A 21154-nucleotide genomic window follows, 5' to 3' on the forward strand; every position below is an offset into this window, starting at 1 on the left:
TATGCTTGCGCCATACGGCACAGGGTGCACCCGATCATGGCGAAAACGGAAGAGCTTTCCTTCGGCTACCTGATGAACGACGTGACCTTGCTGTTCCGCAAGCACTTCGATCGAAGGGCGGTGCAGTTCGGCCTCACCCGCGCGCAGTGGCGCGCCACCAAGATGCTCTATCACCGCGAAGGCCTGCGCCAGAACGAGCTGGCCGAGATGCTGGAGATGGAACCCATCGCCGTGGGCCGGGTGATCGACCGCTTGCAGGCGGCCGGTTTCGTCGAGCGCCGGCCCGATCCGCGCGACCGCCGCGCGTGGCGGCTCTACGTCACCGCACAGGCGCACGAGGTGGTGGACGACATGGAACGCATCGCACGCGAACTGCGCCGCGAGGCCACCGCCGGCATCGCCTACGAGGAGATGCGGCAGGCGCTGGAGGTGATGGGCCGCATCAAGGAAAACCTGCAGGCGCTGGACGCGCTGGAGGCGCCTGAAACGCGCAAGCCGTGACGCGGCAGGGGCGAACGTTCGCCGTACCCGCGTAGCCGCGCGCGCCGGGCTGGATCGCCGGCGGCGTAAAATATGTCGTGACAGTCAACGTGGCGGCGCGCCGCGCGTTGTGCCTTGGTCTGGCTTCCGGCACGGCATCGGCTGGCAGGACGCCTCGATGCACGAAACGGAGCACCCATGCCGCAGCGCATGCACTGGAAGAAATTCGCGGCGCTCGCCGGCGTGGCCCTCGCGGTCGCCTGGCTGGCGCATGAGGCCTCATCGCGCCGGCCGGCAAATCCGCCGAAGGCCGCCGCCACCGTGCCGGTGCGCGTGGCCCGGGCCGAACGCGGCGACCTCGCGCTGTCGCTCACCGTGAACGGCTACGCCGAGGCGTATGCCAGCGTAACCGTGCAGTCGCGCGTCAGCGGCCAGTTGCAGTCCATTGCCTATGCGCTGGGCGGCCGCGTGCATGCGGGCGAAGTGATCGCGCGGATCGACCCCAGCCTGCTGCAGGCGCAGCTCGACCAGGCGCGCGGCAACCTCGCCAAGGATCAGGCCCAGCTCGCCAATGCGCAGCAGGTGCTGCGTCGCTACACGCCGATGCTGGCCAAGGGCTATGTGTCGAAGACCGACTATGACGGCTACCAAGCGAACGTGGGCATCGCCGCCGCCGCGGTGAAGGCGGACACGGCCGCCGTGGAAATGGCGCAGACCCAGCTGGGCTACGCGCAGATCAAGGCGCCGGTGGACAGTCTCGCCGGCGCGCCGCTGGTGTATCCCGGCGCGCAGGTGAGCGCCAACGCCACCAGGCTCGTGGTGCTGAACCAGGTGCGGCCCATCCACGTCGGCTTCGCCGTGCCGGAGGCCAGCCTGGCAGAGGTGCGCGCCGCCGCCGCGCACGGGCCGCTCGCGGTGCGCGTGCAGGTGCCGGGCGCGGCCGGCCAGCCGTTGTCCGCCACGCTGGATTTCATCGACAACGCGGTGGACACCGGCACCGGCACGATCCAGCTGAAGGCGAGCACCCCCAACGCGGACGGCCGCCTCACGCCCGGTGAGTTCGTGCAGGTGACCCTGCCCACCGCGCGCCTGCACGACGTGGTGACGGTGCCGGCCACCGCGCTGCAGAACTCGCCGCAGGGCAGCTTCGTGTTCGTGGTGGATGCGCAGGGCCGCGCGCGGCAGCGCAGGGTCACGGCGGGCACTGGCAATGGCGCGCGCATCGTGATCGCGCAAGGCCTCGCCGGCGGCGAAGAGGTGGTCACCGACGGGCAGATGTTGCTGACCGACGGCAGCCGGGTACAGGTGGTGGCGGAATGAGCGCCGCATCGTTTCGCTGCAGGAGCGCGCTGGTGCGCGATGAGGGTTTGGGCGGAACACGCCATCGCGCGCCAGCGCGCTCCTACGGGGAGGCGGTTCTTTGAATCTCCCTGCCCTGTGCATCCGCCGCCCGGTGATGACCACGCTGGTGATGATCGCGCTGCTGGTGTTCGGCGTGGCGGCGTATCCGAAGCTCGCGGTGAACGAGTTGCCGAACGTGGACTTTCCCACCATCTCGGTGAGCGCAAGCTTGCCGGGCGCCTCGCCGGAAACCATGGCCACCGCGGTGGCCACGCCGCTGGAGAACCAGTTCTCCACCATCGCCGGGGTCAGCCAGATGACCTCGACCAGCGCGCTGGGCTCGACCTCGATCACGCTGACCTTCGACCTCGACCGCAGCATCGATGGCGCCGCGCAGGACGTGCAGGCGGCGATCTCGGCGGCGCAGCGCCAGCTGCCCACCAACATGCCGACGCCGCCCACCTTCCGCAAGGTGAACCCGGCGGACAAGGCCATCCTGTATCTGGCGATCAGCTCCGACACGCTGCCGCTCTCCACCGTGGACGACTACGGCGAGACGCGGCTGGCGCAGGAGTTGTCGATGGTGCAGGGCGTGGCCCAGGTGAGCGTGTTCGGCGCGCAGAAATACGCCGTGCGCATCGGCGTCGACCCGGCCCGGCTCGCCGCGCACGGCATCGGCATCGACACGTTGCAGCAGGCGATTGCCGACGCCAACGTCAACCTCGCCACCGGCGCCCTGAACGGCTCGCGCCAACTGCTGCAGGTCAGCTCGAACGGGCAGATCGCGCGCGCCGCGCCGTACAACAAGCTCATCGTGGCCTGGCGCAACGGTGCGCCGGTGACGCTGGCGCAGCTCGGCCACGCCAGCGATGGCGTGCAGAACGACCAGGTGGCGAGCTGGTTCAACGGCAAGCGCGCGATGGTGCTCGCCATCGACCGCCAGCCCGGCTCCAACACGGTGGCCACCATCGACCGCATCAAGCAAGTGCTGCCCGGCTTCGAGGCCACGCTGCCGCCATCGATCACGCTGCAGACGCTGTACGACCGCTCGGCGTCGATCCGCGCCTCGGTGGACGACGTGCAGTACACCTTGCTGCTGGCCGGCCTGCTGGTGATCCTGGTGATCTACCTGTTCCTCGGCAATGCCTCGGCCACGCTGATCCCCGCGCTGGCACTGCCGGTGTCGGTGGTGGGCACCTTCGGCGTGATGTACGCGCTCGGCTATAGCCTGGACAACCTCTCGCTGCTCGCGCTCACCCTCGTCGTCGGCTTCGTGGTGGACGATGCCATCGTGATGCTGGAGAACATCGTGCGCCACGTCGAGGCCGGCATGGAGCCGTACGAGGCGTCGATCAGGGGTTCGGGCGAGATCGGCTTCACCATCTTCTCGATGACGCTGTCGCTGGTGGCGGTGTTCCTGCCGGTGATGTTCATGGGCGGCATCGTGGGGCGGCTGTTCCACGAGTTTGCGGTGGTGATCTCCACCGCCATCCTGATCTCCGGCTTCGTCTCCATCACGCTCACGCCGATGCTGTGCAGCCGCTTCGTGACGCATGCCGAGCACGAGCAGAAGTCGCGCGTGGCGCTGGCCTTCGATGCCGGCTTCAACCGCGTGCGCGACGGCTACAACCGCTCGCTGGCGTGGGCGGTGGCGCATCCGCGCACGGTGCTGGGCGTGTTCTTCGCCAGCCTTGCCGCCACCGCGCTGCTGTTCGCCGTGGTGGACAAGGATTTCATCCCGGCCGGCGACACCGGCCAGCTCGTGGTCAACACCGAGGGGCCGGACGACATCTCCATCGCCGCGATGGGCCAGCGCCAGCAGCAGCTCGCGGCCATCGTGGGTGCCGACCCGAACGTCGTCGCCTACATGTCCTCGGTGGGCTCGGGCGGGCCGCGTGTCACCACCAACAACGGCTCGATCTTCATGCGCCTGAAGCCGGCGGGCGAGCGCCGGCTCGATCCCGACCAGATCATGCAGGAGCTGCGCGCGCAGTTTGCCAGGGTGCCGGGCATCCGCGCCTATATCCAGAACCCGCCGTCGATCCAGGTCGGCGGTCGCACCTCCAAGGCACAGTACCAGTACACCTTGCAGTCCACCGACCTCGACGCGCTGTACGCGGAGTCCGGCAAGGTGATGGCGGCCTTCGCCAGGCTGCCGGGCTTCCAGGATGTCACCAGCGACCTCGACCTGAACGGCCCGGCCATCGATGTCCAGGTCGATCGCGCCAAGCTGGCGCCGCTGGGGCTCACCATGCGCCAGGTGCAAAGCGCGCTGGGCACCGCCTTCGGCGAGGGTCAGGTGTCCACCATCTACGGCGCGGCCACGCAGTATTGGGTGATCCTGCAGGTGCAGTACGCGCTGCAGAATGATCCGGCCGTGCTGTCGCAGCTCTACGTCACCGCCAGCAGCGGCAAGCTGGTGCCGCTCTCCACCGTGGCCAGTTTCACGCGCAGCGCGCGGGCGCTCACCGTGAACCACCAGGGCGAGCTGCCGGCGGTGACGATTTCCTTCAACCTCGCGCACGGCGTGAGCCTCAGCCAGGCGGTGGACGAGATCGACGGCGCGATGCGCCGGCTCGATCTGCCGGCTTCCATCACCGGCAGCGTGCAGGGCACGGCGCAGGCCTTCGAGCAATCGATGCAGGGCATGGGCCTGCTGCTGGTGCTGGCGGTGTTCGTGATCTACCTGGTGCTGGGCATCCTCTACGAGAGCTTCATCCATCCGCTCACCATCCTCTCCGGGCTGCCGGCGGCGGCGGTGGGCGCGCTGCTCACCCTGATGATCTTCCACGCGCCGCTCGATCTGTTCTCCTTCGTCGGCATCGTCATGCTGATCGGCATCGTGAAGAAGAACGCCATCATGCTGATCGACTTCGCGCTGGAGCGGCAGCGCGAGGAAGGCATGACGCCGGCCGCGGCCATCGTCGAGGCCTGCCACGTGCGCTTCCGCCCGATCATGATGACCACCATGGCCGCCTTCGCCGGCACCTTGCCGATCGCGCTGGGCCTCGGCGCCGGCGCCGCCTCGCGTCGCCCGCTGGGCCTGGCGGTGGTCGGCGGTCTGCTCGTCTCGCAGGTGCTCACGCTGTACCTGACGCCGGTGATCTATCTCTACATGGACAAGCTGCAGCGGCGCTTCGGGCGCAAGCCGCGCGCACTGGCACCGCCGCCAGGCTGAGCGGCCTTGCGGCATCACTTCGGGATGATTGCGTGGGCGCCATCCACGAGCGTCTCCGTGCCGCCGGCTGGCTGCGGCTGGAACAGGTACGGCTCGAGGCGTGGTTGCCCGCCGGCATGCCTTGACCGTCGGCTGGCTACCGCGTTCCGGTGGCATCGGGCACGGAAAGGCGGGCTGGCCGAGGTGATCCGGTGGCTGTCGATGAGGGCGTCGACTACGGGAAAACGTGTACCCTGATGCCTGCTTCAGTCCAGGCAAGGATCATCCGCGCATGAGTCGGCCCCAAGGGACGAGCGCTGTGGTTCCGGGCGAGGCCGCGCGGCTGGCGTGGCTGGGCCGGCTGGTCGACGCGGCCACGCCACAGGCGGTGGCCGAACGGGTGGTGGAGCTGGCGCACGGCGATCCGGCCTGGGGGCATGCCCGGGTCTTGTGGCTGGAGCGTGGCGAATGCCGCGTCACCAGCGGCGAGCCGGATGCGCCGCTGGCGGCCTGGCTGCAGGCGGCACCGGACACGGAGCTTGCGGCGCCGGTGCTGGTCGGCGCCGGGCTGGCGCTGCGGCTGGCACCCGGCGTGCCGGCGGTGTTGCTGCTGACGCCGCCGGTGGCGCTGGCGGGTCGGGACGTGCGCGACGCGCTGGAGCCCTGCCTGGCGCAGGCCGGCCGGCAATTGCGGCGGCTGCTGGAGCTGGCCGCGTTGCACGACTCGCATGACCGGCTGGAACGCTCGGAAAACCTGCAGCGCGCCTTGTTCGCCATTTCCGAACTGGCCGGCGCCGAGCACGACATGGGCGAGTTCCTGCGCGGCATCCATGCCATCGTGGGCACGCTGATGTACGCGGAGAATTTCTTCATCGTCCGGCACGCTGCGGCGCGCGGCACGCTGCGCTTCCTGTACTTCGCCGACACGCTGGACACCGTCGGCCCCGAGATCGCGTGCGACGAAACCATGGAGTCGCGGCGCGGTTCGCTGACCTGGTATTTGCTGACCCACGGCAAACCGCTGATGGGCAGCGCCGAGCAGTTGATGGCGCAGATCGGCGAGCCGCTGGAAGTGGTCGGGCCGGACAGCGTGGACTGGCTGGGTGTGCCGATGCTGCGCGATGGCGACGTGCATGGCGCGCTGGTGGTGCAGAGCTACCGGCAAGGTGTCGGCTATACCGCCGAGGATCGCGCGTTGCTGGAATTCGTCGCCCAGCACGTGCTCACCGCGCTGGAGCGCAAGCAGAGCAAGGACGAGCTGGAGCGCCGGGTGCAATTGCGCACCAGCGAACTGGCCGCCGCCAACCGCGAGCTGCAGGAGGAGGTGCAGGAGCGCCAGCGGGCGGAACGCCTGCAGTCGGCGCTGTTCCGGCTGGCGGAACTGGGCACGGCCGACCTCGACGAGGCGGCGTTCTACCAGCGGGTGCATGCCGAGGTGGGCAGCCTGCTGGACGCCTCGAACTTCTTCATCGCCCTGCTCGACGAACAGCGGCAGTGGCTGGATTTTCCGTATCACGTGGATGCCGGCGTGCAAAGCGCCTTTGGCATGCCGATGGAGCAGGGCGTCACGGCTTACGTGTTGCGCACCGGCAAGCCGCTGCTGGCCAGCCGGCACGAACTCGATGCGCTGGCCGCGGCCGGCGAGGTGGTGCCGCGGCGGTTGGGTGCGCCGTCCTCCTGCTGGCTGGGGGTGCCATTGCGCGCGGGGGACAAGGCTATCGGCGTGGTCGCGGTGCAAGGGTACGGCGACGAGATGCGCTTCGGCCCCGCCGACCAGGAGCTGCTGGGCTTCGCCGCCCTGCAGATTGCCCACAGCATCCAGCGTCGCCGCGCCGCCGCTGCGCTGTTGCAGGCCAACCTGCGGCTGGAACAGCGGGTGGAGGAGCGCACGCGCGCGTTGCGCGAGCAGATTGCCGAGCGCGAGCAGATCCAGCGACAGTTGCGCCACGAAGTGATGCACGATGCGCTGACCGGCCTGCCCAACCGCGGCTTCCTGCGCGAGCGGCTGGGCGAGCGCCTGGCGCGTTCGCCGCAAGCGGCGCCTTGCGCGCTGCTGTACCTGGATGTGGATCGCTTCAAGATCATCAACGACAGCCTTGGCCACCTGGCCGGCGACGCCTTCCTGCAGGCGATGGCGCATCGGCTGCGTGCCTGCGTGGCCGCGCCGGACGTGGTCGCGCGGCTGGCCGGGGACGAGTTCGTGATCCTGCTGGATGCGGTGGCCGCGCCGGTGGTGGCCGAGCGCGTGGCGCAGGAGGTGTTGCAGGCCTTGCACCAGCCGCTGGTCGTCGGCGGCCGTGAGCTGCAGCCTTCCGCCAGCGTCGGCGTTGCGCTGGCCGGGCAGCACGAACAGGCCGATGCGCTGCTGCGCGACGCGGACATGGCCTTGTACCGCGCCAAGCGGATGGGGCGCGGCTGCTATGCGATGTTCGACGCGAGGATGGCACGCCATGCGGTGGACGAACTGGCGCTGGAGGTCGAGTTGCGCCACGCCTTGCAGCATGGCGAGTTCGTGCCGTACTACCAGCCGATCTGCCGGCTGGACACCGGCGAGGTGGTGGGCCACGAAGCCCTGCTGCGCTGGCGCCACCCGCGCCGTGGCGTGCTGTTGCCCGGGGATTTCGTGCGTGTGGCGCAAGCCTGCGGTCTGCTCGAAGCCATCGATTGGCAGATGTACGGCATGGTCTGCGAGCGCATGGCGCGGGCGGATGCCGGCCCCGGCTTCGTGACGGTCAACGTGGCGCCGCTGCACCTGCGACATGCGGATTTCGACCGTCGCCTGCTGCAGCTGATGGAGCGCAGCGGGCTGCCGCCGAAGCGCCTGCTGGTCGAGTTGACCGAAGGCGCCTTGCTGGACGACCCGGCGCTGGTGCGCGCCATCCTGGCGCGCTTGCGCACGGCGGGAGTGCAGGCGGCACTGGATGATTTCGGCACCGGCTATTCTTCGCTCAGCTATCTGAATTCGCTGCCGCTGGGCGAACTGAAGATCGATCGGGCGTTCGTGTGCGAGCTGGATGCCGAGGTGGCCGGCGGCGCCCATACCGTGGTGATGGCGATTCTCGTGCTGGCGCGCGCGCTCGGTATCGGCGTCATCGCCGAAGGCATCGAAACCGAAGCGCAGCGCGACGCCCTGCTGGCAATGGGCTGCGAATTCGGACAGGGCTTCCTGTTGGGTCACCCGACAGCGGAGCTGTACGGGTGACCCTGGCGCAGCGCCGGCCTCGATCGGCCGGCGCGACCCTCGCTCATGCCGCCGCGAACTGTGCCTCTTCCGTCGAACCGCTCAGCGCCGTGGTGGACGACTGGCCTTGCTGGATGGCCTGGGTCACCGCGTCGAAGTAGCCGGTGCCCACTTCGCGCTGGTGTTTCACGGCGGTGAAGCCACGTTCGGCGGCGGCGAATTCCTTCTCCTGCAGCTCCACGAAGGCGCTCATCTGGCGGCGCGCGTAGCCGTGCGCCAGGTCGAACATGCCGTAGTTCAGGCTGTGGAAGCCGGCCAGGGTGATGAACTGGAACTTGTAGCCCATCGCGCCCAGTTCCTGCTGGAACCTGGCGATGGTGGCGTCGTCCAGGTTCTGTTTCCAGTTGAAGCTAGGCGAGCAGTTGTAGGCGAGCAGCTTGCCGGGGAACTTCGCGTGGATCGCCTCGGCGAAGCGGCGCGCGTCGGCGAGGTTGGGCTTGCTGGTTTCGCACCACACAAGATCCGCATAGGGCGCGTAGGCGAGGCCGCGGCTGATTGCCTGATCCAGGCCGGGCTTGACGCGGAAGAAGCCTTCCACGGTGCGTTCGCCGGTGACGAAGGGCTGGTCGTTGGCGTCGATGTCGGAGGTGAGGAGATCCGCCGCGTCGGCGTCGGTGCGCGCCACGATGAGCGTGGGCACGCCGAGCACGTCGGCGGCGAGGCGCGCGGCGTTCAACTTGTCCACGGCTTCGCGGGTGGGCACCAGCACCTTGCCGCCCATGTGGCCGCACTTCTTCACGCTGGCGAGCTGATCCTCGAAATGCACGCCGGCGGCGCCGGCTTCGATCATCGCCTTCATCAGCTCGAACGCATTCAACACGCCACCGAAACCGGCCTCGGCATCGGCCACGATGGGCGCCAGCCAGTCGATGCCGTCCTTGCCCTCGGCGTGGTGCAACTGGTCGGCGCGCAGCAGGGTGTTGTTGATGCGCTTGACCACCTGCGGCACCGAGTTGGCCGGGTAGAGCGACTGGTCGGGATACATCTCGCCGGCGTTGTTGGCGTCGGCGGCCACCTGCCAGCCGCTGAGATAGATCGCCTTGAGGCCCGCTTTCACCTGCTGCATGGCCTGGTTGCCGGTGAGTGCACCGAGGGCGTTGACGAAGTCTTCCTCGTGCAGGGATTTCCACAGGCGCTCGGCGCCACGCTTGGCCAGCGAGTGCTCGATGGCCACGGTGCCGCGCAGGCGCACCACGTCCGCCGCGGTGTAGTTGCGGCGCACGCCGCTCCAGCGCGGGTTGTTGTTCCAGTCCAGGGTGAGTTGTTCGGCGGTCTTCATGGCAAGGCTCCGGTAGTGATTGAGCCCCTCTCCCTTCGGGAGAGGGGTTGGGGAGAGGGTTCGGGGCTAGCGCGGTGTCCGCGTGCATCCGCACCCTCATCCGCCCTCCGGGCACCTTCTCCCGGAGGGAGAAGGGAAAAAGAGGGTCAGAGTTGTTCGTAGGCGGGCAGGGTGAGGAAATCGACCAGCGTGTCGGCGTGGATCAGCGCGCGGATCAGCGTGGCCGCCGCATCGGCGCGCGCGGCGCCGGGGTGCTGGCTGTCGCGCAGGCGGTGGGTGTGGCTGGCCAGCGCGTGGTCGAACAGCGCGAAGTCGATCGGCGCGTGGTCGGAGAAGCTGAGCTGGCCGTGATGGAGCCATTGCCACAACTGTGCGCGGGCGATCTCGGCGGTGGCGGCGTCTTCCATCAGGTGGTGGATCGGCACGCAGCCCAGGCCGTCCAGCCACGCGGCGGTGTAGCGCAGGCACACCTCCACGTTGTTGTCGAAGCCGGCGCGGGTGATGGTGCCGGGGCAGGGCGCGAGCAGTTGCTCGCGCGTCACGCGCACGTCGTCGCGCTCCACGTCGCGCTGGTTAGGTTCGGGCATGTGCTCGTCGAAGATGGCCTGCGCCACGCCAACCAGCGCGGGATGCGCCACCCAGGTGCCGTCGTGGCCGGCGCGCACCTCGCGCAGCTTGTCGGCGCGCACCTTGGCCAGCGCGGCCTCGTTTGCGGCCTCGTCACCCTTGATCGGGATTTGCGCCGCCATGCCGCCCATCGCGAAGGCGCCGCGACGGTGGCAGGTCTGGATCAGCAGTTCCGAGTAATTCTTCAGGAACGGCACCGTCATCTGCACCTGGCCGCGCTCGGGCAGCAGGCGGTCGCGGTGCCGGCGCAGGGTCTTCAGGTAGGAGAACACGTAATCCCAGCGACCGGCGTTCAGGCCCACGCAGCGCGATTGCAGCGCGTGCAGGATCTCGTGCATCTCGAACGCGGCGGGCAGGGTTTCGATCAGCACGGTCACCTTCATGCTGCCCGGCGGGATGTCCAGTTCGCGCTCGGCGTGCGCCATCACCGCATCCCACAGTGCGGCTTCTTCCATGCACTCCAGCTTGGGCAGGTAGAAATACGGGCCGCGATCGCGGCGATGCAGGGCGCGTGCGTTGTGGAAGGCATACAGGCCGAAGTCCACCAGCGCGCCGGCCATGCTCTCGCCATCGGCCAGCACATGCCGCTCGGGCAGATGCCAGCCGCGCGGACGCACCACCAGCACAGCGGGGTTGGCGCTCACCGCGTAGTGCTTGCCCTCGGGCGAGGTGTAGTCGAGCTGGCCATTCACCGCATCGCGCAGATTGATTTGGCCGTCCATCTGATTGGCGAAGCTAGGCGCCGAGGAATCCTCGAAATCGGCCATGAACACCTTGGCGCCGGAGTTCAGCGCGTTGATGATCATCTTGCGATCCACCGGCCCGGTGATCTCCACGCGGCGGTCGCGCAGCGCGGCGGGGATCGGTGCCACCGTCCACTCCGACTCGCGGATCGCGGTGGTGTCGGCGCGGAAATCCGGCCGTGCGCCGGCATCCCAGTGCGCCTGGCGGGTGCGGCGGGCGGCCAGCAGTTGCTGGCGGCGGCCATCAAAGCGGCGGTGCAGGTCGGCGAGGAAAGCCAGCGCTTGCGGGCAGAGGATCGCCTGCTGCGCGGGCGAGGTGTGGGCGGTGATTTCGACGGCGCGGGTGTCGAGGCGTTCGCGGGGCAAGGCCATGATGGGCTCCGTAGCGATGGACGGCTCGAAGTTAGGCCACGGCATGATTGTTTGACAAAACAAATGTTTCAATCTTTGGTATTGACAATATCAAAGACAAATGTAAGTTACTGGTATGAAAGTACAAAAAGCGCCATCAAAGCGTGTAAAAAGCGCCGGAAAGGCTAGCCGCAGTGCAGCAAAAAAACATGCGCCGGCGGATGGTTCGGCTCTCGAGAGCGCGCGCTACTACTACAAGGGCAACCGCCACAAGCAGCTGCGTGCCTTCGTGGCCACGGTGAAACTGGGCACGCTGAGCCGCGCCGCCGAGGCGCTGTTCCTGTCCCAGCCTTCGGTCAGCCTGCAGTTGCAGGCGCTGGAGCGCGAACTGGGTACGACGCTGCTGGAGCGCCGCCGCCGGCGCATCAACCTCACCGACGCGGGCGAGGCGCTGTACGAGCTGGCGCGCCCGCTGGTGGAGGGCTGGGAGAACCTGGATCGCGATTTCCAGGCCAAGGTGCAGGGTTTGCAGGCCGGCAAGCTCACCATTGCCGCCGGTACCTCCACCATCGCCTACCTGCTGCCCGAGCTGGTGCGCCGCTACCGCGAGCGCTATCCCGCGGTGCAGATGCAGTTGGCCAACGTCACCGGCAAGGATGGCCTGGCCATGCTGCGCGAGGACAAGGCCGACTTCGCCGTGGGCTCGATGCTGGACGTGCCCAACGACATCGCCTGGGCGCCGGTGCGCCACTACGATCCCATGCTGATCCTGCCGAAGGATCACCCGCTGGCGGCGCAGCCGGAGGTGGCGCTGAAGGATCTTTCGCCCTACGGGCTGATCCTGCCGCCGCAGCGCTTGTCCACCTACCGGCTGGTGGATCTGGTGTTCCAGCAGAACCAGGTGCCCTACCACGTGGCGATCGAAGTGGGCGGCTGGGACGTCATCAAGGAATACGTGGCGATGGGCATGGGCATCTCCATCGTCACCGGCATCTGCATCACCGAGGCCGACCACCGGCGGCTGGCCGTGCGCAACATGTCGCGTTGGTTTCCGCAGCGCAGCTACGGCGTGGTGATGCGCAAGGGCAAGTTCCTCAGCGCAGAGGCGCGCGCCTTCATCGACCTGGTGCGGCCGGGCCTGCTGACGTACCGCGACTACGACGAGCCGGGGCATTCGGGGCGCTAGTCACACCCCGTGATGCTTGCCCTTGAACGGCGCGTACCACGCGCGCAGCCGCGCCATGTCGGCGGCCATGTCGTCCGTGGTGTCGAACAGCGGGCCGAGCTGGATGGTCTTGTCGGGATAGTGGAAAGCGACGGGGAACACCGGCACGTTGGCGTCGTGGGCGATGCGCCAGAAGCCGCTCTTCCATTTCTCCACGCGCTGCCGGGTGCCTTCGGGCGCCACGCCAAGCCACAGCGTGCCTTGTTCCGCGAAGCGCTGGGTCATCTGCTCCACCACGCCCTGCGCCGAGCGGCGGTTGATGGGGATGCCGCCGAGTTTGACGAGCAGGGCGCCGAGCGGGCCACGGAACAGCTCCTGCTTGCCCATGAAGTGCACGTCGGCGCCAACGGCGGCCTTGATGAGCAAGCCCCAGATGCCGTCCCACCACGAGGAATGCGGCGCGGCGATCAGCACCAGCCTGGGGGTGTCGGGGAATACGCCGACGAGGCTCCAGCCGGCGAGCCGCAGCACGCCGCGGCAGCACCGGCGACGCCAGGTGTCGGCCAGCCTGGGCATCGCGGGCGGCAGTTCGGCGGGGGTGAACAGGTGGCCCTTCATTCTGGCCCCGGCTTGCTTGAGCGCAGTTGTTTCAGCTTGCCGCGTTGCTGCTTGCCGACCAGGCGGCGTTCCTTGGAGGCGCGCGTGGGCTTGGTGGCCACGCGCTTCTTCGGCACCACCTGCGCGGCGCGGATGATCTCGGTCAACCGCTCGCGTGCGTCGTCGCGGTTGCGTGCCTGGTCGCGGAAGCGGCGCGCCTGGATCACCAGCACGCCGTCGTCGGTGAGGCGGCGGTCGCGCCGCGCCAGCAGGCGCGCGCGCAGCGGTTCCGGCAGCGAGGGCGAGCGCGCCACGTCGAAACGCAGCTCCACCGCGCTCTCGGTGCGGTTCACGTGCTGCCCGCCCGGACCGTCGGCGCGCAAGAAGCGCTCGACCAGTTCGGGTTCGGGGATGGCGAGGGTGCGGCTGATGGTCAGCATGGGTGGAGTGTAGGGGATCGCATTGGCGGGCCGAAGCGCATGACGCGCCCGTAGGAGCCCGCTGACGGGTGATGCTCTTGCTTTGACGCATCGGAGCAAGAGCATCGCCCGTCAGCGGGCTCCTACGGGTTTTGCTGGGCCGTCGACCAGCCGAAGCGCTCCAGCAGCGCCGTGTATTCGGTGTCCAGCGGCGCTTCGAGCGTCATCGGCGCGCCGCTTGCGGGGTGGTGGAAATCCAGCTTCCACGCATGCAGCAGCATGCGGTGACAGGCGAAGTGCTGCTTGTAGAGGCGGTTGTGGTCGCTGCGGCCGTGCTGGCAGTCGCCGATCACCGGGTGGTTGAGATGGGCGAGGTGCTTGCGGATCTGGCGGAAGCGGCCGGTTTCAGGTGCGGCCAGCAGCAGGGCATAGCGTTGCTGCGGATAGCGCCCGAGTTCGATCGGCACTTCCACCGTGGCGAGCCGTTGGTAGTGCGTGCGGGCCTCGCGGCGCGGGCCGGTTTCGCGCGAGCCGGGCAGCGGGTAGTCGACCACGCCTGCGGCGGGTTCGGGCCAGCCGCGCACCACCACCAGATACTGCTTGTGCACGTCGCGGCCCATGAACTGCTCGCCCAGCGCGGCGGCGACCTCGCTCGACCGCGCCACCAGCAGCACGCCGCTGGTGGCGCGGTCGAGCCGATGGGCGAGGTAGACGTTGCCGCCCACCTGCTCGCGCAGCACGTCCACCAGGTAGTGCTCGGCGTCGTTCACCATCTTGGAGCGATGCACGGGCAGGCCGGCGGGCTTGTTCACCGCGATCAGGGCGTCGTCCTGGTAGAGGATGTCGATGGGGGTCATGTCTTGTAGGAGCGGCCTTGGCCGCGATGCTCTCATCGTGCGGAGTGGGGAGTGCCGAAAGGCATCGCGCGCCAGCGCGCTCCTACGTGCGGCGGGGCAGCCAGCCCCAGCCGAACGCGAGCAGCCCCGCCCCGCCCATGCCCAGCGGCGGCCAGGGGCCGTGCTGCGGCGCCAACGTCCACAGCAAAGTGGCGCAGACGAGCAAGGCGGCGCCCAGCGCGCTGCCGGCGATCATGCGCTGCAGCTGACGCAGCAGGCGCTTCTGGTGGCTGAACGTCTCGACGTCGGCCAGCAGGTGCTGTTCGCCACGAGCGAGGCGCTCCAGCGAGTCGTGCAGCAGGCCGGGCAGTTGCGGCGCCATGTGAAACCATTCCGGCAGGCGCTTGCGTACTTCGCCCAAGGTGCGGCGCACGCTGTAGCGCTCGCGCAGGATGCGTTTCAGCACGGGATGCGCCACCGCCCAGATGTCGATCTCGGGATCGAGCAGGCGGCCCACGCCCTCGATGTTGAGCAGGGTTTTCTGCAGCAGGATCAGCTGCGGCTGCAGGGTCAGCTCGAAGCGGCGCGCGGTCTGGAACAGCTTCACCACCAGCTCGGCGATGGAGATTTGTGCCAGCGGGCGCGTGAAATACGGCTCGCACACCGTGCGCACGGCGGCTTCGAGTTCGTCCAGCCGCACGCTGGACGGCATCCAGCCGGCATCCACGTGCAGCTTGGCGATGCGCGCGTAGTCGCGCTCGAACAGCGCGATGAAGTTCTGTGCCAGCCAGTACTGGTCGGCCTCGGGCAGCGAGCCCATGATGCCGAAGTCCAGCGCGATGAAGCGTGGTTCGCCGGTGCGCGTGGTGTCCACCCAGATGTTGCCGGGGTGGGCGTCGGCGTGGAAGAAGTTGTCGCGGAACACCTGCTCGTAGAACACCCGCACGCCTTTGGCGGCGAGCGTCTTGCGGTCGATGCCGGCGGCGTCGATGGCCTGGATGTCGTCGGCGGATACGCCGTGCACGCGCTCCAGCGTCAGCACGCGTGCGCTGGTCAGTTCCCAGTGCACTTCCGGGACATAGAGATCCACGCCGCTGGCGAAGTTGCGCTTGAGCAGGCTGGCGCTGGCGCCTTCGCGCTGCAGATCCAGCTCGTTCTCCAGCATCTTCTCGACTTCGGCCACCACGTCCAGCGGGCGGATCTTGTCGGCGTTGGGGTGCCAGCGGTTGGCCAGTTCGCCCAGCGAGCGCAAGAGCTTCACGTCGCGCGCGATCTGCGCGTCGATGCCGGGGCGCAGCACCTTCACCACCACGGCGCGGCCGTCGGGCAGCTCGGCAGCGTGCACCTGGGCGATGGAGGCGGAGGCCAGCGGGGTTTCGTCGAAATGGACGTATAGACGGCCAATCGGTTTTTTCAGCTCACGCTCGACGATGGCGCGCGCCGCGTTGCCGGGGAACGGCGGCACCTGATCCTGCAGCAGCGCCAGTTCGTCGGCGATGTCCGCGGGCACCAGGTCGCGGCGGGTGGACAGCACCTGGCCGGCCTTGACGAAGATCGGCCCCAGCTCGGTGAGCGCCAGGCGCAGGCGCGCGCCGCGCGCCAGCGGGCGCACGTCGACGGTCGGGCGGCCCAGCAGCGGGCGCAGCAGTTTCAGCGGACGGAACAGGTGGGTGGCGTCGACCAGCTCGTCGAGCCGGTAACGCAGCAGCACGGCGGCTACGCGCAGCAGGCGCGGGACCACGGCCAGCGGCGTCACGCGGCGCGCCCCTTGAGGCGGGCCTCGATCCGGTGGAGGCGGGCTTCCAGGCGGTCGCCGCGTTCGCGCAAGGCGTCCACGCCGTCGAGGAAGGCTTCGGCCTCGCCTGGCGCCAGCACCAGGCGGGCCTCGTCGCGCAGCCAGGCGGCGGTATCTTCGCCGAGGTGACTGGCGCTTTCCTTCGCGTGGATCAACGCCTGGCGCATGGCGCGGGCGATGGGCACGCCCAGCACGTCGCCGAAGCTGCGCGCGAAGGCTTCCTCGAAATCAGGCGCGAAGCGTTCGGCCAGTTTCTGCAGGCGGCGGGCGAGGTCGGCGTCGCCGGCGATCTCCACCTGGCCGGGCGCCACGCCGTCGTCGCCGCGGCGCAGCGCCATCGCCAGCAGGCTGCCGGGCGTGGCGCTCACGCGCAGCGCGGGGCCTGCGGCGTCGGCATCGGGCGGGCCCACGCGCAGGAGTTCGCCCGCCACGGTCACCGCCAGCGCGAGTTCCGGCCCGCGCAGTTGCAGCACCACGCGGCGGCCATCGAGCGCGGCCAGCGCGTGCTGCGTGTCCGGATCGAGCGACAAGGTGTGGTTGAGCGCGGCTTCCAGCGCGCGGCCGGCGAGCTTGCGCAGCGGGGCGGGCAGCCAGGCGTTGGGGGCGGGGTCGGTCATCCGTCGATTGTAGCGGCGCCGGGGAAGCCCAGCTGCCGCCAGGCTTCGTACACGGCGACCGCCACCGCGTTGGAGAGGTTGATGCTGCGGTTGTCCGGGCACATCGGCAGGCGCAGGCGCTGCGCCGCGGGGATGGCGGCGAACACCGGCTCGGGCAGGCCGGCGGTTTCGCAGCCGAACAGCAGGGCGTCGCCGTCCCGGTAGCGCACGGTGCTGTAGTCAGTCTGGCCACGGGTGGAGTAGGCGAACACGCGCGGGTGACCGATGGTGGCGAGGCAGGCGTCCAGGTGGTCGTGCACGCGCACGCGGGCGTACTCGTGGTAGTCCAGCCCGGCGCGGCGCAGGCGCGCGTCGTCCAGTTCGAAGCCGAGCGGGCGGATCAGGTGCAATGCGGCGCCGGTGTTGGCGGCGAGACGGATGGCGTTGCCGGTGTTCGGCGGGATTTCCGGGTTGTGCAGGATGATGTGGAGCATCCGCCGATTATCGCGTGCATGGCGGCGTGCTGGCCAACCATGTCGCCGCGCCGAGCCGGCGAAAAATTCGAACGTCGTCGCGGCGTCGCCGGGGGCGTTCGGCGGCGGCCGCGGTAGGCGGGCGATTTTTCACCAGCTCTCAGCCTGGCTGGCGCGGGCAGATCACGCCGTCGGCGGGGAGGGCGCAGGGCGTGGTGCCGGTCTGGGCGACGGCGGCGTTGCCGAGCGCCCGCGTGGTGGCGGGGAAACTGCTCACCATGCCGCCCAGCACCAGCGAGCAGGTCAGGGTGCAGGCGAGGAACAGGCCGACCAGCAGCAGGTTTTCGTGTTTCATGGCGATTCTCCGGTGGGTTGGGGTGGTGTTTCGTGCCATGACATGAGCAATCGCCGTGCCAATCCAAAAAAAAGATGCAATTCATTGATGCGTTGGAATAAATCCATGCAGCCCGGGATGCGCCAAGCCGTCCGCGGACAACCCCACCCGGTCGGCGGACAGTGCGGGCGGACAGCTGCGCCGCGGAGCTTTCGCAAGAATCAAGCGCGGCATGCCTTTCGTCACTGTCAAGAACTTGCGACCTACCTTAGCCTTCGGGTTTTACCCACAACGAAAGGAGCAAGACGATGGGAAGCAAGCCTCTGGCCCTGATGATCGCGGGCCTGCTCGGCGCCGCGGCCGGTATCGCACCGTCGCCGGCGTTCGCCGCCGCCGCGCAGGTCGCGTCGGCCACCCGGCAGATGCCGGAGATCGCCTATACCCGCTTCACCCTGCCCAACGGCCTTACCGTGATCGTGCACGAGGATCACAAGGCGCCGGTGGTGGCGGTGAGCATCTGGTACCACATCGGTTCGGCCGATGAGCCCAAGGGCAAGACCGGCTTCGCCCATCTGTTCGAGCACCTGATGTTCTCGGGCTCGGAGCACCACAAAGGCACGTATTTCCAGCCCTTCGAGCTGGCCGGTGCCACCGACATGAACGGCACCACCTGGTTCGACCGCACCAATTATTTCGAGACGGTGCCCACCACCGCGCTGGACATGGCGCTGTGGATGGAATCCGACCGCATGGGCCATCTCCTGGGCGCCATCGGTCAGAAGGAACTCGACACCCAGCGCGGCGTGGTGCAGAACGAAAAGCGCCAGGGCGAGAACCGCCCGTATGGCCGCGTGGACGAGAACATCCTCGCCAACACCTACCCGGCCAACCATCCCTACCAGCACGACACCATCGGTTCGATGGCCGATTTGAACGCCGCCTCGCTGGATGACGTGAAGGCTTGGTTCCATGCCAACTACGGCGCGGCGAACACCACCTTGGTGCTCGCCGGCGACATCACGGTGGCGCAGGCGCGCGAGAAGGCGCTGAAGTATTTCGGTGACATCCCGGCCGGCACACCGGTGGCGCACCAGCAGCCGTGGATCACCCCGCTGGCGAAATCGACGCGCGGCGTGCAGCACGACCACGTCGCGCAGCCGCGCATCTACCGTACCTGGGTGGTGCCGCAACTGGGCGCGGATGCCGCGATCCAGCTCGATCTCGCCGCGACCGTGCTGGGCGGCGGCAAGACCTCGCGGCTGTACCAACGGCTGGTGTACCAGGACAAACTGGTGGACAGCATTTCCGCCAGCATCGCGCCCTTCGCGCTGGCCAGCCAGTTCCAGATCGAGGCCGACGTGAAGCACAGCGTCGACCCGGCCAAGGTGGAGGCGGCGGTCAACGACGAGCTGGCGAAATTCCTGCGGGAAGGCCCGACCGCCGACGAGCTGGCGCGCGCCAAGATCGGCAACCGCGCGCAATTCGTGCGTGGGCTGGAGAAGGTGGGCGGCTTCGGCGGCAAGGCGGTGATCCTGGCCGAAGGGCAGGTCTATCGCGGCAACCCGGGCGCGTACAAGCTGGATCTCGCACGCGCCGATGCCGCCACGCCGGCCTCGGTCAAGGCCGCGGCGAACACCTGGCTCAGCCAGGGCGATTACCTGCTGACCGTGCTGCCGGCCGACAAGGGCTTCGATCCCGCCGCCGAGGACAAGGCGGTGAAGCCGCTGGGCGAGCTGGCGGGCAAGCCCGCGCCCCAGCGGCCCGCCGCCGCCAAATACAGCGTCACCCCGAGCACGCTGGATCGCGCCAAGGGGGTACCGGCCGTCGCCAGCTTCCCGTCGCTGAGCTTCCCCCGGCTTGAACGCGGCAAGCTCAAGAACGGCATCGAGGTGATCTTGGCCGAGCGCCACACCATCCCGGTGACCCACGTGCAGCTGCTGTTCGACGCCGGTTACGCCGCCGACCAGGGCAAGCGGCCCGGCACCGCCAGCTTCACCGCCACGCTGATGAACGAGAGCACCGCCACGATGGATTCGGTGGCGGTGGCCAAGGCGCGCCAGCGCCTGGGTGCGATCACCCGCGTGGGCTGCGCGCTCGACACCTGCAGCGCCTCGCTCAATGCGCTGAACGACCAGCTCAAGCCCTCGCTCGCGTTGTTCTCGCAGATCGTGCGCGAGCCGGCGTTCAGCGCCGCCGACATCGAGCGCGTGCGCGGCCAGTGGCTGGCCGACATCGCGCAGGAAAAGACCCAGCCCATGGGCCTGGCGCTGCGCTCGCTGCCGCCGCTGCTGTACGGCGCCGGCCATGCCTACGCCATCCCGTTCACCGGCAGCGGCACCGAGGCCAGCATCAAGGCGCTCACCGCCGCCGACCTGCGCGCCTTCCAGCACGACTGGCTGCGGCCGGACAACGTCAAGATCCTCGTCGCGGGCGACACCACCCTGGCCAGGATCATCCCGGAGCTGAACGCCACCCTGGGCGACTGGCAGGCGCCCGCCACCGCCGTGCCGCACAAGAACATCGCGGAGGTGGCCGCGCAGGCCACGCCACGCGTGTTCCTGATCGACCGCAAGGATGCGCCGCAGTCGCTGATCCTCGCCGGCCTGCTCGCGCCCTCCACCCGCGCGCCCGACAACCTCGCCATCCAGGTCGGCAACGGCGCGTTCGGCGGCACCTTCACCTCGCGTCTCAACATGAACCTGCGCGAGGACAAGCGCTGGGCCTACGGCGCGCAGAGCTTCCTGATGGACGCGCAGGGCCAGCGGCCGATGCTGTTCTACGCGCCGGTGCAGACCGACAAGACCGCGCCCTCCGTCGCGGAGGTGCTGAAGGAGGCGCGCGCGGTCGTCGGCGACAAGCCGCTCACCGACGCCGAGATCGCCAAGATCAAGGACAGCCGCATCCGCGCGTTGCCGGGCAGCTACGAAACCGCCGGCGCGGTGCTCGGTGCGATGGACGGCATCGTCGAATACGGCCGTCCCGACGACTACGTGCAGACGCTGAAGGGCAAGCTCGAAGCCGTCACCCAGGCGCAGGCCGAGGCCGCGATCAAGGAGATCGTCAAGCCCGCGGCGATGACCTGGGTGATCGTCGGCGACCTGAAGCAGATCGAAGCCCCGGTGCGCGCGCTCAAGCTCGGCGACGTGCAGGTGCTCGATGCCGATGGCAAGCCGGTCGCCGGTACGGCTGCCGGCACGGCGGCAAAATAAGCCCGCCCGCGGGACGCGGCCGTATCGACCGCGTTAGCATGGAGGCCGGACGGTTTGCCGTCCGGCCTCTTTCGTTCATGTCTTTCCGGAGCCACCCCATGCGCAAGACCCTGCTGCTCGTCGTGCCCACCCTGTTGCTGGGCGCCTGCACCTGGGGCATCACGCCCACGCCGGCCTCGCAGAACGTGCGCACCGCGTGGAGCGGTGACACGTCGGCGTGCAAGGATCTGGGCAAGATCACCGTCTCGGTGATGGATCACGTTGGCCCGGTGGATCGCAACACCATCAAGGTGCGCGACGAGTTGCAGGTGATGGCACGCAACCAGGCGGTGGACATGCACGCCGACACCATCAAGCCGCTGGCCGAACCCAAGGACGGCGCGCAGGCGTGGGGCGCCTACCAGTGTGGCTCGCACATCGTCGCTCCGGCGACGGGCCAGCCGGCCGGTGCGCCCGCCGACAGCGGTAGCGCCAAGACCTACCCGATCAAGGGCGGTTGATCCGGGGTGCG

At 68.9% G+C, this 21154-nt stretch carries 16 protein-coding genes; 7 read left to right on the forward strand and 9 right to left on the reverse strand.

The features are described from left to right. The first annotated feature begins 36 nt into the window (after nt 1–36). The 4 genes from AC3WQA_RS11750 to AC3WQA_RS11765 all read left to right on the forward strand — a co-directional run bounded on the left by AC3WQA_RS11750 (nt 37) and on the right by AC3WQA_RS11765 (nt 8180). Nucleotides 37–501 (forward strand): MarR family winged helix-turn-helix transcriptional regulator, encoded by a 465-nt coding sequence (locus AC3WQA_RS11750; RefSeq protein ID WP_492675233.1) that lies wholly within the window; start codon nt 37–39, stop codon nt 499–501. Nucleotides 502–678: 177 nt separating this feature from the next. Further along, on the forward strand, nt 679–1800 hold the full coding sequence (locus AC3WQA_RS11755) for an efflux RND transporter periplasmic adaptor subunit (RefSeq protein WP_492675234.1): 1122 nt from the start codon (nt 679–681) through the stop codon (nt 1798–1800). Nucleotides 1801–1900: 100 nt separating this feature from the next. Beyond that, complete coding sequence (locus tag AC3WQA_RS11760; RefSeq protein WP_492675235.1) at nt 1901–4999, forward strand: efflux RND transporter permease subunit; 3099 nt, start codon at nt 1901–1903, stop codon at nt 4997–4999. 271 nt (nt 5000–5270) lie between these two features. Continuing rightward, nucleotides 5271–8180 carry a bifunctional diguanylate cyclase/phosphodiesterase gene (locus tag AC3WQA_RS11765; RefSeq protein WP_492675236.1) on the forward strand — a complete coding sequence of 970 codons (2910 nt, stop codon included), beginning with the start codon at nt 5271–5273 and terminating at the stop codon, nt 8178–8180. Nucleotides 8181–8223: 43 nt separating this feature from the next. Here the strand turns inward: AC3WQA_RS11765 and aceA are convergent, their stop codons facing one another. Together aceA and aceB are read right to left on the reverse strand one after the other, a co-directional pair. Beyond that, nucleotides 8224–9498 (reverse strand): isocitrate lyase, encoded by a 1275-nt coding sequence (gene aceA / locus AC3WQA_RS11770; RefSeq protein ID WP_492675237.1) that lies wholly within the window; start codon nt 9496–9498, stop codon nt 8224–8226. Between the two features lie 146 nt (nt 9499–9644). After that, nucleotides 9645–11240, reverse strand: a complete 1596-nt coding sequence (gene aceB, locus AC3WQA_RS11775) for a malate synthase A (RefSeq protein ID WP_492675238.1) — start codon at nt 11238–11240, stop codon at nt 9645–9647. A 115-nt stretch (nt 11241–11355) separates the two neighbouring features. Here aceB and AC3WQA_RS11780 point away from each other — a divergent pair, with 115 nt between their 5' ends. Next, a complete protein-coding gene (locus tag AC3WQA_RS11780; RefSeq protein WP_492675239.1) occupies nt 11356–12405 on the forward strand; it encodes a LysR family transcriptional regulator in 1050 nt (349 codons plus the stop codon). Here the strand turns inward: AC3WQA_RS11780 and AC3WQA_RS11785 are convergent, their stop codons facing one another. The 7 genes from AC3WQA_RS11785 to AC3WQA_RS11815 form a co-directional block, all read right to left on the reverse strand. Next, a complete protein-coding gene (locus AC3WQA_RS11785; protein ID WP_492675240.1) occupies nt 12406–13002 on the reverse strand; it encodes a lysophospholipid acyltransferase family protein in 597 nt (198 codons plus the stop codon). After that, a complete protein-coding gene (gene arfB / locus AC3WQA_RS11790; RefSeq protein ID WP_492675241.1) occupies nt 12999–13421 on the reverse strand; it encodes an alternative ribosome rescue aminoacyl-tRNA hydrolase ArfB in 423 nt (140 codons plus the stop codon). Before arfB ends, AC3WQA_RS11785 begins: the two co-directional genes overlap by 4 nt. A 122-nt stretch (nt 13422–13543) precedes the next feature. Further along, nucleotides 13544–14257: a pseudouridine synthase gene (locus AC3WQA_RS11795; protein ID WP_492675242.1), complete on the reverse strand. Its 714-nt coding sequence runs from the start codon at nt 14255–14257 to the stop codon at nt 13544–13546. Nucleotides 14258–14339: 82 nt separating this feature from the next. Beyond that, complete coding sequence (ubiB, locus tag AC3WQA_RS11800) at nt 14340–15983, reverse strand: ubiquinone biosynthesis regulatory protein kinase UbiB (RefSeq protein WP_492676353.1); 1644 nt, start codon at nt 15981–15983, stop codon at nt 14340–14342. Nucleotides 15984–15988: 5 nt separating this feature from the next. After that, on the reverse strand, nt 15989–16648 hold the full coding sequence (locus AC3WQA_RS11805; protein WP_492675243.1) for a ubiquinone biosynthesis accessory factor UbiJ: 660 nt from the start codon (nt 16646–16648) through the stop codon (nt 15989–15991). Continuing rightward, entirely contained in the window at nt 16645–17121 is a 477-nt protein-coding gene (locus AC3WQA_RS11810) for a tRNA (cytidine(34)-2'-O)-methyltransferase (protein WP_492675244.1), read from the reverse strand. The genes AC3WQA_RS11805 and AC3WQA_RS11810 overlap by 4 nt, the downstream gene beginning before the upstream one ends. Nucleotides 17122–17260: 139 nt before the next feature. After that, entirely contained in the window at nt 17261–17455 is a 195-nt protein-coding gene (locus tag AC3WQA_RS11815; protein WP_492675245.1) for a hypothetical protein, read from the reverse strand. Between the two features lie 287 nt (nt 17456–17742). Between AC3WQA_RS11815 and AC3WQA_RS11820 the strand changes: the two genes are divergently transcribed. Further along, on the forward strand, nt 17743–20643 hold the full coding sequence (locus AC3WQA_RS11820; protein ID WP_492675246.1) for a M16 family metallopeptidase: 2901 nt from the start codon (nt 17743–17745) through the stop codon (nt 20641–20643). A gap of 98 nt (nt 20644–20741) precedes the next feature. Continuing rightward, nucleotides 20742–21143 carry a DUF4156 domain-containing protein gene (locus AC3WQA_RS11825; RefSeq protein ID WP_492675247.1) on the forward strand — a complete coding sequence of 134 codons (402 nt, stop codon included), beginning with the start codon at nt 20742–20744 and terminating at the stop codon, nt 21141–21143. The last annotated feature ends 11 nt before the right edge of the window (nt 21144–21154 follow it).

Source organism: Rhodanobacter sp. FW106-PBR-R2A-2-24 (assembly GCF_058789615.1).